At 52.7% G+C, this 13236-nt stretch carries 15 protein-coding genes and 1 tRNA gene; 10 read left to right on the forward strand and 6 right to left on the reverse strand.

Translation table 11 applies throughout. From position 1 onward, the window contains the following. Positions 1–112: 112 nt before the first annotated feature. Together ybcJ and folD are read right to left on the reverse strand one after the other, a co-directional pair. Positions 113–325, reverse strand: coding sequence for a ribosome-associated protein YbcJ (gene ybcJ / locus HWQ15_RS13880; protein WP_022647303.1), 213 nt, complete (start codon positions 323–325; stop codon positions 113–115). Between the two features lie 2 nt (positions 326–327). Next, positions 328–1194: a bifunctional methylenetetrahydrofolate dehydrogenase/methenyltetrahydrofolate cyclohydrolase FolD gene (gene folD, locus HWQ15_RS13885; RefSeq protein ID WP_022647304.1), complete on the reverse strand. Its 867-nt coding sequence runs from the start codon at positions 1192–1194 to the stop codon at positions 328–330. 309 nt (positions 1195–1503) lie between these two features. On the opposite strand from folD, the gene fimA reads away from it, so the two are divergent. The 6 genes from fimA to sfmF all read left to right on the forward strand — a co-directional run bounded on the left by fimA (position 1504) and on the right by sfmF (position 7510). After that, positions 1504–2067, forward strand: a complete 564-nt coding sequence (gene fimA, locus HWQ15_RS13890) for a type 1 fimbrial major subunit FimA (RefSeq protein WP_022647305.1) — start codon at positions 1504–1506, stop codon at positions 2065–2067. A 69-nt stretch (positions 2068–2136) separates the two neighbouring features. Next, entirely contained in the window at positions 2137–2679 is a 543-nt protein-coding gene (fimI, locus tag HWQ15_RS13895; RefSeq protein ID WP_023305613.1) for a type 1 fimbrial protein subunit FimI, read from the forward strand. A gap of 34 nt (positions 2680–2713) precedes the next feature. After that, positions 2714–3406, forward strand: coding sequence for a type 1 fimbria chaperone FimC (gene fimC, locus HWQ15_RS13900; protein ID WP_022647307.1), 693 nt, complete (start codon positions 2714–2716; stop codon positions 3404–3406). A 14-nt stretch (positions 3407–3420) separates the two neighbouring features. Beyond that, on the forward strand, positions 3421–5979 hold the full coding sequence (locus HWQ15_RS13905; protein WP_063149180.1) for a fimbrial biogenesis usher protein: 2559 nt from the start codon (positions 3421–3423) through the stop codon (positions 5977–5979). Next, complete coding sequence (gene fimH / locus HWQ15_RS13910; protein WP_022647309.1) at positions 5972–6979, forward strand: type 1 fimbria D-mannose specific adhesin FimH; 1008 nt, start codon at positions 5972–5974, stop codon at positions 6977–6979. The genes HWQ15_RS13905 and fimH overlap by 8 nt, the downstream gene beginning before the upstream one ends. Before the next feature lie 9 nt (positions 6980–6988). After that, positions 6989–7510, forward strand: a complete 522-nt coding sequence (gene sfmF, locus HWQ15_RS13915) for a fimbria assembly protein (RefSeq protein WP_023299488.1) — start codon at positions 6989–6991, stop codon at positions 7508–7510. A gap of 50 nt (positions 7511–7560) precedes the next feature. Here the strand turns inward: sfmF and fimZ are convergent, their stop codons facing one another. From fimZ to HWQ15_RS13930, 3 genes are all read right to left on the reverse strand, one after another. After that, positions 7561–8193 carry a fimbria biosynthesis transcriptional regulator FimZ gene (gene fimZ / locus HWQ15_RS13920; RefSeq protein WP_022647311.1) on the reverse strand — a complete coding sequence of 211 codons (633 nt, stop codon included), beginning with the start codon at positions 8191–8193 and terminating at the stop codon, positions 7561–7563. Between the two features lie 806 nt (positions 8194–8999). Continuing rightward, positions 9000–9716: a response regulator transcription factor gene (locus HWQ15_RS13925; protein WP_023299489.1), complete on the reverse strand. Its 717-nt coding sequence runs from the start codon at positions 9714–9716 to the stop codon at positions 9000–9002. A gap of 24 nt (positions 9717–9740) precedes the next feature. Next, positions 9741–10403, reverse strand: coding sequence for an EAL domain-containing protein (locus HWQ15_RS13930; protein WP_063149181.1), 663 nt, complete (start codon positions 10401–10403; stop codon positions 9741–9743). Positions 10404–10706: 303 nt separating this feature from the next. Between HWQ15_RS13930 and HWQ15_RS13935 the strand changes: the two genes are divergently transcribed. After that, positions 10707–10783 (forward strand) — tRNA-Arg (locus tag HWQ15_RS13935). A 129-nt stretch (positions 10784–10912) separates the two neighbouring features. Here the strand turns inward: HWQ15_RS13935 and HWQ15_RS13940 are convergent. Continuing rightward, positions 10913–11203 carry a hypothetical protein gene (locus HWQ15_RS13940; RefSeq protein ID WP_022647314.1) on the reverse strand — a complete coding sequence of 97 codons (291 nt, stop codon included), beginning with the start codon at positions 11201–11203 and terminating at the stop codon, positions 10913–10915. Positions 11204–11511: 308 nt separating this feature from the next. Between HWQ15_RS13940 and HWQ15_RS13945 the strand changes: the two genes are divergently transcribed. The 3 genes from HWQ15_RS13945 to yahO all read left to right on the forward strand — a co-directional run bounded on the left by HWQ15_RS13945 (position 11512) and on the right by yahO (position 13095). Beyond that, positions 11512–11940: a glycine zipper 2TM domain-containing protein gene (locus HWQ15_RS13945; protein WP_063149182.1), complete on the forward strand. Its 429-nt coding sequence runs from the start codon at positions 11512–11514 to the stop codon at positions 11938–11940. Positions 11941–11950: 10 nt separating this feature from the next. Further along, positions 11951–12670, forward strand: a complete 720-nt coding sequence (locus HWQ15_RS13950) for a lipopolysaccharide core heptose(II) kinase RfaY (RefSeq protein WP_023305620.1) — start codon at positions 11951–11953, stop codon at positions 12668–12670. Between the two features lie 149 nt (positions 12671–12819). Then, positions 12820–13095: a DUF1471 family periplasmic protein YahO gene (gene yahO / locus HWQ15_RS13955; RefSeq protein ID WP_022647318.1), complete on the forward strand. Its 276-nt coding sequence runs from the start codon at positions 12820–12822 to the stop codon at positions 13093–13095. Positions 13096–13236 lie beyond the last annotated feature (141 nt).

Consider the following 13236-nt stretch of genomic DNA (forward strand, 5'->3'; position numbering starts at 1 on the left):
GTGTGAGGGGATTGTGAGAGAAATTGCCGGGTGGCGGCTTCGCCTTACCCGGCCTACAAACGGAGACAGTACGTAGGCCCGGTAAGCGCAGCGCCACCGGGCATCAGACAGCTCAGGCCGTCACGGTCACGCTCTGACCTGCAAAGCTCACGGTCTGGCCCGCGACAATTTTGCAGCGCTTGCGGGTTTCCACCGTGCCGTCTACTTTTACCTGCCCGTCGGCGATGACGATTTTCGCCTGCGCGCCGCTTTCGCTCCAGCCTTCCAGCTTCAGCAGATCGCACAGCTCAACGTGCGGATGTTTACCTAAAGAAAAAGTTGCCATGATTACGCGTCCTCTACGTCGTGATACTCCTCGCACGCCTGCAAGGTATTCTGAATCAGTGTTGCTACCGTCATCGGGCCTACGCCGCCCGGGACCGGAGTAATATAGGATGCGCGCGCTGCGGCATCTTCATACACCACGTCGCCAACCACTTTGCCGTTTTCCAGACGGTTAATACCCACGTCCACGACGATTGCGCCCTCTTTGATCCACTCGCCCGGAATAAAGCCCGGCTTGCCGACCGCAACGATCAGCAGATCGGCGTTTTCGACGTGATGACGCAGGTTTTTGGTGAAGCGGTGGGTGACGGTGGTGGTGCAGCCCGCCAGCAGCAGCTCCATGCTCATCGGACGGCCTACGATGTTGGAGGCGCCAATCACCACGGCGTTCAGGCCGTAGGTATCGATGTTATAACGCTCCAGCAGCGTCACGATGCCGCGCGGGGTGCATGGACGCAGGCGCGGCGCGCGCTGGCACAGGCGGCCTACGTTATACGGATGGAAACCGTCAACGTCTTTGTCCGGCGCGATACGCTCCAGCACCTTCACGTTGTCGATGCCCGCAGGCAGCGGCAGCTGAACCAGGATGCCGTCGATCTCTTTATCGGCATTCAGGGTGTCAATCAGTTCCAGCAGTTCTGCTTCGCTGGTGGTTTCCGGCAGATCGTAAGAGCGGGAGACGAACCCCACCTCTTCACACGCTTTGCGTTTGCTGCCGACATAAATTTGCGAAGCCGGGTTGCTGCCAACCAGCACAACGGCCAGCCCTGGGGCGCGTTTTCCGGCGGCTATACGCGCCTTCACTTTTTCCGCAACCTCAGAGCGCACCTGCTGCGCAATCGTTTTACCGTCAATAATCTTTGCTGCCATCAGAGAGAAGATTCCGTCTGTAACGTTAAAAAGGGGGATTACCTGTATTTTGTCAGAAGCGAGCGCCGCTGTCAGTCACCCTTTACGAGATTTCATCGATGGCCCGCAAAACCCCTTCTCAGGGCATGGTCAATTTCTTAGAGGCGATTAGGATGTGACCTGGCAAAATGGCAGCGTTTTGACATATTACAAAATAGATTCCTGAGCTACTTTGTCCTCTCCGAAATAAGCCTTCAATTTTTTAATTGAACGTATTTCTTATTCCCGAATATGCGCGGGAAGGGTTATTTACATTTTAAAGGAATAGACATGAAACTCAGCAACATTGCTTCTACTGTTATTGCAACTCTGGCCCTGGTCGCGGGTGCCGCTCACGCAGAAGATCCGGTAGCACCTGTATCTGTAAACGGTGGTACGGTGCATTTTAAAGGTGAATTAGTGAATGCCGCGTGTTCAGTGAATACTGACTCTTCAGAGCAGACGGTTAATCTCGGCCAGTACCGTACCGCGAAATTCACTAAAGTGGGTGACACCACCTCCAATATTCCCTTCACCATCGAACTGAACGACTGCGATCCTGCGGTAGCGAAAACCGCTGCTGTCGCGTTTACCGGCCAGATCGACGCCACCGACAAAACGCTGCTGGCGGTAAGCTCCGGTAACAACGACAACTCCGCGAAGGGCGTAGGCATTGAGATCCTCGACAGCAAATCCTCCACGCTGACCCCGGACGGTGCAACCTTCTCTGCGGCGCAGAACCTGATTGAAGGGACTAACACCCTGAACTTCACCGCGCGCTATAAAGCCACGGCGGCGACCACCGCGCCAGGCCAGGCAAACGCGGACGCAACATTCGTAATGAAATACGAGTAATGCCTGAGTACAGGGATGTGGCTGGCCTCAGGGAAGAGGTCTTTTGATCGCCTATACCGGGAGCGAAGGATGACAAGGACTGGGATACTGCTGTGTGCCCTTGCGATTGCCTCAGCAGTAAACGCACATACCGTTGTCATAGACGGCGGCAAAGTACACCTCAGGGGAGAGCTGGTTAACGGCGGCTGCGCCGTGGCCCCGGACAGCCAGAATATGCGCGTGGATATGGGGCAATACCGCACAAACGCCTTTTCCGGCGTCGGCAGCTTTTCCACGGTTAATGTGCCTTTCACCGTACGTCTGCTGGATTGCAGTGTGGACGTCTCCCGCACCGTGGGGATCCAGTTCCAGGGAGTGACACCGGCAGAAGACCCGCAGGTTTTCCTGGCGACATCGCGGCCGGGGGAAAATGCAGTCAGCAGCGGTGTCGGACTGGCGCTTTTTGACGAACAGCAACGTCAGATCATCCCGAACGCGACGGCAGTGAGCTGGTTACCCATTAACACCCGCGAGCTGGTATTTCATTTCAGCGCCCGCTACCGGGCTATTTCCGAACACCTTGTACCAGGCACTATTCAGTCGAATGTCTGGTTTACGTTGATTTATCCCTGACGCCTGCGAACTAATTATTAAAGGTACGGTTGTGATGAACACCCTGATTAAACCTGGACTGTTTTTAACTTTTATTTTGATGATGGTTTCTGCCAGCGCGAATGCATCCGGCGGAATTGCGCTGGGCGCGACGCGCGTTATTTATCCGGCCGATGCAAAACAAACGTCGCTGGCGATCACCAACAGCAATAAACAAGAGCGCTATTTAATTAACGCGTGGATAGAAAATGCCAACGGGCAAAAGGAAAAAACCTTTGCCGTCACGCCGCCGCTGTTTGTCAGCGAGCCGGCCAGCGAAAACACCCTGCGCATTATCTACGCAGGCCCGGCGCTGCCTGCCGATCGCGAATCACTCTTTTACATGAACGTCAAAGCGATTCCCTCCGTCAGCAAAAAACATCAGGACGGCAACAACGTCCTGCAACTGGCTATTCTGTCACGCATCAAGCTGTTTGTTCGCCCGGCTAACCTGGCGATGCCGCCGGAAGAGGCGCTCTCACAGCTGCGTTTTGAGCGCGTCGGCAACCATCTTAAGGTGAGCAATGCCTCGCCGTATTACGTCACGCTGGTCAATCTGAAGCTCGGCGGTCAGACGCTGGAGAACCTGATGGTTGCCCCTAAAAGCTCGGCGCAGCAGGTGCTGCCTGCCGCAGCGAGCGGCACGCTCTCCTGGCAGAGTGTGAATGACTACGGTGCCATTACGCCGGCGCGTAGCGTCAGCCTGTGAGCAGAGACAGGGCGATGAACACTCAATGGCGTTACTGCCCGGTTGCGCTGGCACTGATGGCAACGCTCTGGCCACACGCTGGCTGGGGTGAAAGCTACTTTAACCCGGCGTTTCTCTCCGATGACGCGGCGAACGTGGCGGATTTGTCGCGTTTTGAGAAAGGCCACCAGCAGGCACCGGGCGTCTATCGCGTCGATATCTGGCGTAACGATGAGTTTATCGGCACCCAGGACGTGCGGTTTGAGCAAGCCGACAACACGCCGCCGGTCGCGGGCGGTTTGTCGCCGTGCATTACGCGCGCGATGCTCGATCGCTTTGGCGTCAATATCGCCGCCTTCCCGGAACTGAGCAACGTGCAGGGCGAGACCTGCGTTCCGCTCACCACGGCTATTCCGGGCAGCGAAACGGCGTTCAACTTCGCCTCGTTGCGCCTTAACGTCAGTCTGCCTCAGGTGGCGATGCAAAACAGCGCCCGCGGGTATATTCCGCCTGAACAGTGGGATGAAGGCATCCCCGCCGCGCTGCTGAACTACAGCTTCACCGGCAACCGGGGCAGCGACGACGACAGCTACTATCTGAACCTGCAAAGCGGGTTGAACTATGGCGCCTGGCGATTACGCAATAACGGCGCGTGGCGTTATACCGAAAGCAACGGCCAGCGGCACAGCAGCTGGCAAAATATTGGCACCTGGGCGCAGCGTACGGTCATTCCGCTAAAAAGCGAGCTGGTGCTCGGCGACAGCAACACCGGTAACGATGTCTTCGACAGCGTCGGTTTTCGCGGTGGTCGGCTCTATTCGTCCGACAGCATGTATCCGGACAGCCTGCAAGGCTACGCGCCTACCGTACGCGGAATCGCCCGCACCCCTGCCAAAGTGGTTATCCGCCAGAACGGATACGTGATTTACCAGAGCTATGTGCAGCCGGGGGCTTTTGCGATAACTGACCTTAACCCGACCTCCTCAAGCGGTGACCTGGAGGTGACGGTGGAAGAGAAGGACGGCAGCCAGCAGCGCTACACCGTCCCGTATTCCACCGTTCCGTTGCTTCAGCGTGAAGGACGCTGGAAATACGATCTGGTGGCAGGGGACTATCGCAGCGGCAACAGCGAGCAGGACACGCCGTTCTTTACTCAGGGTACGATGATTGCGGGTCTTGCCGACGGCTACACGCTGTACGGCGGAACGCAACTGGCCTCGCGCTATACCGCCATCGCCATTGGCGCGGGAAAAAACCTCGGTGACTGGGGGGCGGTGTCACTTGACCTCACCCATGCCCGCAGCCAGCTTGCCGATGACAGCCGCCATGAAGGGCAGTCTCTGCGGTTCCTGTACGCAAAATCCCTTAACGGATTCGGCACCAACTTCCAGCTGCTGGGCTATCGCTACTCGACCAAAGGCTTCTACACCCTCGACGATGTGGCCTGGCGCACAATGGAAGGCTACCAGTATGGCGACGATCAGGACGATGACGGCGTGCCGGACGTGCAGAGCTATCACAACCTGACGCTGAATAAAAAAGGACGTTTCCAGCTCAATATCTCCCAGTCTCTTGGCGATTACGGCTCGGTGTACGTGTCGGGCAGCCAGCAAAGTTACTGGGGCACCAGCGAGTCCAACGTCTGGTATCAGCTCGGCTACGCAGGCGGGGTGAAAGGGGTCAGCTACGCCTTATCCTGGTCATGGAACAAGGCCGTCGGCATTGAAGGAACTGACCGGATCGCCTCGTTTAACGTCTCCGTCCCGTTCAGCCTGTTCACCCGTCACGGCTACCGTCGCGATAACGCGATCGACCGGGCCTATGCCACGGCCTCAGCCAGCCGCAACAGCGACGGTGATACCAGCTGGCAGACCGGGATCAGCGGAACGCTGCTCCAGGATCGTAACCTGAACTACAGCGTCACGCAGGGTCATACCAGCAATAACGGTGCCAGCGGCAGCGCCAGCGCCAACTGGCAGGCAACGTACGGTACGTTGGGCGTGGGCTACAACTACACGCGGGATCAGCACGACCTCAACTGGCAGCTCTCCGGCGGCGTGGTAGGGCATTCAGACGGCATCACATTCAGTCAGCCGCTGGGCGATACCAACGTCTTGATCAAAGCGCCGGGCGCGTCAGGCGTGAGCGTCGAAAACCAGACCGGCGTCAAAACAGACTGGCGTGGCTATGCGGTGATGCCGTACGCCACGGTGTACCGTTACAACCGCGTGGCGCTCGACACTAACACCATGAGCAACAACACCGACATTGAAAATAACGTTTCCAGCGTCGTGCCGATGAACGGTGCGCTGGTGCGCGCCAGTTTTGACACCCGCATCGGCGTGCGTGCGTTGCTCACCGTGAAGCGTGATAACCAGCCTGTGCCGTTTGGGGCGGTGGTGCGTGAGACGCAGAGCGGCGTAACCAGCATGGTGGGAGATGACGGTCAGATTTACCTGAGCGGGCTGCCGCTGAGCGGGGAACTGCTGATTCAGTGGGGAGACGGGAAGCAGTCCCAGTGTCGTGCGCCCTACAGCCTGCCAGAACAGAGCCTGCAACAGGCGATCACACTTAAGGGGATCCGCTGTGAATAAAATCCATTATCTGGGGCTATCCCTTCTGGCATTTTTGCCGCTATCTGAGGCGTTCGCCACCGTCTGCGTCAATGAAAATGGCGTGCCGACGGAGGTGTATTACGACCTGACGGATAAATTCAACAGCTCCAATAACCAGGTGGGGCAGATTGTTACACTCAGCGAGAAGTCCCAGTGGGTGGGCGTCAACGCCGTCTGCCCTAAGGGAACGTCCGGGAACACCACCAAGCGTAGCTATGTGACCGAATTCCCGGTCACAGGCACCAGCGATGGCTACCAGTATCTGAAGCTAAACGACTATCTGGACGGGGCGATGAAAATCACCGACAGCTACGCTGGCACGTTCTATCCACCCAGAAAGTACATTCAGATGGGGAGCCATCCGAACGTGTCTAAAAACAAACCGTTTGGTGTACAGGATTCCAGCCTCGTCTTTCGGCTTAAGGTGACCCGACGCTTTATCAATATGGTGGTGATCCCCCGGGCAATCATGTTCCGGGTTTACGTCACCACGACCTCCACGGATCCGCTCACCACGCCGGTTTATACCATCAGCTACAGCGGGACCATTCAGGTGCCTCAGAGCTGTGAGATTAATGCCGGAAATGTGGTGGAGTTCGATTTCGGAGACATCGGCGCCTCTCTGTTCAGTAAAGCGGGCATCGGAAATAAGCCGGAGGGGATCTCAGCGCAAAGCAAAACCATCGGCATAAAATGCACCAACGTCGAGGCGAACGCCATGCTCACAATGCGTGTTGAAGCGGAGAAGGTTTCAGGCAGTACGCTGGTCTCTGATAACGCGGATGTGGGTTTTGTGATTGCCAACAGTAATGGCGTGCCGCTGACGCCGAACAACCTGACCAGCAAAATCCCGTTCCGTCTGGACGATAGCGCACAGGCACAGGTGGGGATCCGCGCGTGGCCCGTCAGCGTGACCGGTAAAAAACCTGCCGAGGGGCGTTTTACCTCTCGCGGCTATTTACGCGTCGACTATGACTAAGGAGCAGGTATGCGAAACGGAATGCGGTATTTAGCCGTCGCGCTCTTTGCGCTTTGCTCCCCTGCGCACGCAGAGACGGCGCTTGGGGAAATTAACATTCAGCTCTATGGCAATATCGTGGATTTTACCTGCGTGGCGGAGGGGGACGACAGCAATAAAACCGTCACGCTCGGCACCTGGCCCACGAAACAGCTCCGCACAACGGGAAGCCGGACGCAGCCTGTACCGTTCACCCTGAAGCTGACCGGATGCCCGCCGGGGGCGGCTTCGATCACATTTACGGGGAAGATGGACGGGCATGATAACAGCCTGCTGGCGCTGAATGATGCCAGCGCGGCCAGTAACGTGGCCGTGGAGATCCTCGACCGGGATAAAACGCGCCTCGCGTTGCAGCAGGCCAGCCAGACGGTGTCGGTGGATGCGCAGGGAAATGCCGAACTGTCGTTTTATGCCAATTATATCGCCACGGCGGATAACCCGCAGCCGGGCCGGGCTGATGCCGATGCAACTTTCATGATTAATTATAATTAATCGTATCCCCTCTCCCTGTAACGGTTATATGTTGCAGGGAGAGGGAAGGATTACAGTAATTCGTGCGCTTTCGCGTAATCAATTAATTCAACGATACTTTGTACGCCCAGCTTGGAAAAAATATTAGACTTATGGGCGCTAATTGTTTTGTTGCTAAGTAATAATTGATCCGCAATCTCCTTATTAGATAATCCGTTCGCCAGATATCGCAGAACCGTCACTTCACGATTCGATAATGGCATATCCACAGCGGCGCCTGTCCGGGAGCCTATATGGTTTATAAAACTCAATGTTTCTGACGGGAAAAAAGAATAGCCCGTCAGTATCATTTCCACCGCGTTATAAATTTCCCCCAGATCTTTCCGCTTACTGACAAAACCATTTGCCCCGGCGCGGATGGCGCGCCCTGCGTAGAAGGCTTCAGATTTCGAAGAGAGGAAGAGAATCTTAATATCTTTATTTAAGTTTCTGATTCTTTTCAATAATACGAAGCCGTCCGTGCCTGTCATTTCGATATCGAGAATGACCAGGTCGATGGGGTGGTTGCGTATACAGTCAAGCACTTCGTGGCTGTCGCCTGACTTCAGTTTGACCTGGATGTTTTTATTTTTCTGTAGCAGGACTTCTATCGACATTCTGACGATAGGGTGTTCGTCCATAATGATAACGGATGCCGGTTTCATTTTTTATGCCTCAGATTGTTAAAAGCGTTATGCTGAGTTTTGTTAAAACTCTCGAAAAGCCGGAAGGATAATTACGCAGATCCTTGTACGGTAGATCCCTGGGAAGAGCGAAAGCATCCTTGTTTACGTAGTGGTGATATCAATGCCTGAGCGCAGTTATCTCATAAGGCTGTTATGGCAAAATGATTTTTCTTATTCGCGTGTCAAACACGTCTTATTATACCGTTTAAGTATTGTCCGAAAAGCCTGTAAATTAATGTCCATATATTGATGATTATTATCTTCTGTATCTGAATCGCTAACTTTTTAAAATTAGCAAAAATGTCCTGATATTGCATTTACCACACAGTTTCATCTTTATGTAATAACAAAAAATAAACGATCTTACTGTATGTTGATCAAATGTTAACAATACGCAGGTCGTGACAAAGTGCTTTTCGCCTGTCCGCTACCTCTGATGTCCGCTCTTTAGCGCGTCATTGCCTCATTTCTAACACCTCAGGCCAGGAGGATGATCCCTTCGTCAAAACAGCACTATCTGCTGTTTTCTTCACCTCTCATCGCTTTTATTTACAGATAAATCGCTTGTTTTTACACCATTATCATCCTGTTAACGGAAACGTCAGAAACTTAACGCATGGATAAAATGACTCTCGTTTAGCGTACAGGCAGCATTTCGCATGGTTTAAGTTGAAGAATTAGGAATAGTTATAAAATCGAAAGTTTTGTTAAAAAACACAAAAAATTAACATATGTCCTAAGTATTTTCTTAAAGGTCTTTAGGAATTAATGGGTTACTGAATACGTTAATACGTGAAATCTGAAAGGTTGTTGAGAAGATGTAGCAACTCATGACGATGATTCAGCCCAAGTTTCGCCAGGATGCAGCTGAGACGGTAAATAATGCGGCTATAGGGGCGGTTCTGTAACTGAGCAATCTGTCGCAGGGTGCTACCCTGCGACAGCGCCTGCAGGATCGGCCATTCATCACGTGAAAACCACTCTTTCCGGTGGCCGGCGGGTGACGGCGCTTCCAGCAAGGTTTGTTGCAAAGCCCGCGGCGTAAGTTGCCGTTCAATCACATGAAAAGGGCCAGCCGCTTTGCAAAACAGGCGTGTATCGTAATCATCGGCGCGGATGAGCAGGTAGGGTGTCAGGTAGGGGGCGAACAGGCTGTGGCGTCGTAATCGGTCCAGCAGGTCAATAAGCGGCGAGGCGCGGCTTTCTACATCTACCACCAGACGTGATGAAGGCCACTGATTCAGATCGCTGAGGGCGGCTTCCAGGGTGGAATAGTCACAGCAATTGCTCAGGGGAGAGTGCCCGCTCAGAAAACCGGAACGGAAAAAGTTATCCTGTGTGACCAGGACGATAAAGGGAGCATCGGTTTTGCGGGTCTGGTTGATTGACTGGCTCAAATATTCGAGACGATCAAAAAATGGGAGAGCAAAAGGCGAGTGCGTTGAACCCGGTGAATCACTTCCTGTCCGACGACGCCGGTAACGGCGTACTGTCATTCGCATAGCTTCCCTCTTGGCGATGACCGTTCAGTCCTCCTGCCATCTCCAGGATGGCCAATAATATCCCTGACCGAAGCGCGCGCCAGCCTGAAGCGCAAACTTACGGTCCGTTTCTGTTTCAATGCCTTCTATGAGTACATTTTCAGCAATTTTTGAACAAAGCGTGACCAGGTTTGCCAGCGCTGGCGTTGCACGTAAACGCCAGAAAGCGATCTTATCGATTTTTATTCCGCTTAACGGCATGCGGCAGGACAAAAACGCGCGCCCTGACGCTTCATCAATGTCATCCAACCAGATCCGATGTCCTTGCGCCGTCAACTGCTGAAGCGCACAACTCACCCTCAGACGTGCCGGGTCTGAGAGAGAAAAGAAGGAAGCAGGCTCCACGAGTTCAATGTTCAGCGGTGGGCTTTTAAGTTGCAGTAAACGCTGGAACATTTCCGGTATGGTCAGAACGGTTATCGGCAAATTTATGAAAAGGTTGTCGCAGGGAAAGGTTTTTTTTAACGCAGCGATCTGTGCTTCCAGCAGCATAAGCGCCCGAGCAGCGGACCAGTCGTGAAAAAAGCCTTCGCTTTGCTGATGCGGTGACAGCACGCTGAGCACTTCAGCCCCTACCGAGCGCGAAGAGGAGAGGGCGACAATGGGTTCAAGCTTGATGCCTGTAATGTCGTGTGAGATGTGCTGCACGCACGAGGGGAAACCTGTCTGGTCTGGCGCTGTCACTCCGTCGTCCTGTTCATTTCCAGCCTCCAGGCGGCCGGGATACCGCAGGACAGTGTGAAGGGGAAGTAAACAGGAAAACAGCAGGCGTTACTTAAAAGCGGCTAAGCCTTTTCGCAGCCCGTAAAAGAGGGATAAATGTTGAAAAAACAGCCGTATTTACAATCAGCTAGTCATTAACGGCAGAGAAGGTGGAAAAGGCATTGACTCACTACGCATTGACCGTATAATTCCAGGCGTTTCACCACCGCGAAGTACACTCTTCTCCGTGCGCCCTTAGCTCAGTTGGATAGAGCAACGGCCTTCTAAGCCGTAGGTCGTAGGTTCGAATCCTACAGGGCGTGCCATTAACCCTCCGGCACTCAGCCGTTCCTGACCAGCCTGAATCGTGTTTTCATTACCTTTAATAACTGGCCTTCCAGGGTCATACGACACATTGACTTTTCCCCCAGCTTCCTTGCCGGGGGAGAGCGCCATTAGTGCCCTGTAACGGCCGCGGCGGCGACCGGATGGTCAGCGTTAGCGACCACGGTCGCGCGGGCGACGGGATGATAACTACCGTCTGTTGCAGCTGCGACGGCGACAGGGTGATCGGCAGATACCACCGCCGTGGTGCGGGCGACAGGATGGTTACCTTCACCGGTGGCCGCCGCAACGGCAACAGGATGATCGGCGGAGGCGACGGCAGTCGCACGGGCTACCGGATGATTTGCAAATGCAGAAAATGATGCCGCAGTGAAAGCCAGAGCGAGAATGACTTTTTTCATAATATAACTCCTGATGTTTTCCCTGTATGGACAGGGACCATTATTTTAATAACGATGATTGGTACTTATTGAGAATTGTGCAATGGATATTGCTTCGTCTGAATCAAATACTCTGACAATGTATCTGGAAAACACGTTATTGATAATTGAAGTCAATATACCTTTCCAGTTTTAAATTGTTTATTTTTAAATTTATGGTCGTTTTGTGTAAAAATAAATTATTTGCCTGGTAAAGCATATTTAGCTAAAGGAGATGATTTTTCGCCGGGCAGAATAGTGTCACCTTCAATGAATAATAAAGGCTTAAAATGAAAAAATATTTACTCATCGCGTTGAGCTTTCTGGCTATCACCAGTCCGGCGAGTTACGCTGGCATCCGATCGCTGGTGGAGGATGGCACGGTTCTGCAGAGCCAAATTATTACGCATACCCGAGAAGGGTATCATCCGCTGCGTACCTTAACCGCGGGCACGATTGGTGGCGTAGTGGGTCACCAGTTCGGTAACGGCAAAGGGAAAACCGCCATGACGGTAGCCGGTGCAACAGCCGGGGCGGCGGCTTCTCATAAACGGCAGTCTAACGAATTGGCAGCACAGGAAGTGAAGTTACTTATCAAGACCCAATCCGGGCAGACTATTCAGGTGGTGCAGCACAATAATGGTTTGACATTTAACCCTGGCGACAAAGTTCGTATCATCACAACGGGTTCTAATACCACCGTGGAAAAATCATACTAAGCACATTATTATGATTACAAAAATGAAATACCGTGGTTTTCACGTCTGTTATAAAAATAACGATACACGATACCTGGAAATACTGGACGATATATTGTCCTGTAATGTAAAACGACTCAGCGTTCAGATGGTATTTAAAAGCCTTCCGCATACCCACGTCTCTTTACTGAATACCCCCTACGGACAGTTTGTATTAAAGATTTACTCCCCCAGGAAAAAAAGGATAGAAAAATTTTTCAAATCGTTTTTTACGCCTAACCCCAACGAAAATTTGATTGAGCGGATCGACTATGCCGGCAGGCAAGGTCATACCTTCCCGAATGATTTTTATCTCCTGGCTGAACGCCGGATTTTCAGATTCGCAAAAATCTCGCTCATGTTGTTTGAGTATGTCCCCGGTCCGGAGTTACGCGTTCTTCCCGCGATCACGCCGGACATAAAGCGTGAAATCCGACACAGTATGCAGAAAATGCACAATCTGAAAATCATTTCCGGGGATGCGCACGGCGGGAACTTCATCCTGAGTGAAAAAGGAATAAGGATCATCGATCTGTCCGGGAAGCGTTGTAACGCGAAAAGGATTGTTGAAGACAACGTGACGGCCAGCCTGCGCATTGGTATTCCCATTGAATCCCACCGGCGTTGGGAAAAACGCCTGATCGCAAAAAAAATCAGACGACACCATAAAATCGTCCAGAGGAAGTATCTGGCGCGTTCAAATACCGCTTAAACCCTTTATTCATGCAGGACAACAGCCTGTTATAAAAGAATTTTCCCTGGTATATGGCATTTTCGCCAATCCTCTACCATGCTCATTACACCTCACCGTTTCGCGTGGGGGCTTTTCGTAGTTGCTCATTAATCTTAAGGAAAAAGTTTATGAAAAAAACGACTGCTATTTTGTTGGGCACCGCGTTTCTGTTTACCACCAACGCCTTTGCGGCTGAAATGATGACAAAAAACGAATTCGAAAAAGTTGAGTCTCAGTACGAAAAAATCGGTACCGTGAGCACGGCTAACGAAGTCTCTGTCGACGATGCGAAAAAAGAGCTGGTCGAAAAGGCCGATAAAGAAGGTGCTGATGTACTGGTGCTGACTTCCGGTAATACAAACAACAAAATTCACGGCACCGCCGATATTTACAAGAAAAAATAATGCTTTAGCAACCACCCCTGTCTGGGGGTGGTTGTGCGCCGTACTTCTCCCCCACATCGTTTTTAACCTCTTCTCGCGCAGTACTCCTCGTTGACGCTTGATTACGTATATATAATGCGTATAGTTCTCATTTGCATTTCA

The organism is Enterobacter sp. DSM 30060 (assembly GCF_013375955.1).
Classification (GTDB): Bacteria; Pseudomonadota; Gammaproteobacteria; order Enterobacterales; family Enterobacteriaceae; genus Enterobacter; species Enterobacter intestinihominis.